1 protein-coding gene is annotated in these 525 nt (G+C 68.0%); it reads left to right on the top strand.

All coding sequences use genetic code 11. The annotated features are described in order from the left end of the window. On the top strand, positions 1–192 hold a 192-nt coding region (locus ACKGJN_RS16795), incomplete at its 5' end, for a fumarylacetoacetate hydrolase family protein (protein ID WP_409540716.1). Between the last annotated feature and the right edge of the window lie 333 nt (positions 193–525).

The raw sequence follows: 525 nt of genomic DNA, 5'->3' as shown, positions 1-525 counted from the left end.
ACGCTGTCGGCCGGCATCACCTTGTTGCCCGGTGACGTCATCGCCACCGGCACGCCGGCGGGCGTGGGCATCGGCTTCAAGCCGCCGCGCTACATGAGCCACGGCGACAGCGTGCGCTGCGAGATCGGCGGTATCGGCGCGCTGGAGAATCCCATCGTCGACCGTGCCCGCAAGGCCGACGCGGCGGATTAAGCCTCGCGCTTTCGGCCGGGGCAGACCCCGCGGCTTAACGGACGCTTTTCGCCAGTCCCCGGGGCCCGCCGCGGCCCCGGGGATTTTTGTTGTTGGGGCGGGTCGCGCAGCAGCAGGATGCCGAGCGCCTGATCGCCGGCCCCCGGCGGCCCGCCCTTCTGCAGCTCCAACAGATCCCGCGCCAAACCCTGGGCCGGTCGGCCCGGCGGCGTCCCCGGCGCCGTGCCGGCGATCCGGATACGTTTGAGAAATTCTCTAATCATGGGTTAGGATTGGCTGCATGAAGGGCGACTTTCAAACGCGAAGATCGCGAGAGCTCTTGAGAATTTCTCA

This window comes from Gillisia xinjiangensis (assembly GCF_046298265.1).
Taxonomy (GTDB): Bacteria; Bacteroidota; Bacteroidia; order Flavobacteriales; family Flavobacteriaceae; genus Gillisia; species Gillisia xinjiangensis.
The sequence above is the reverse complement of the archived record's forward strand: the minus strand, read 5'-3'. Positions and strand labels throughout refer to the sequence as shown.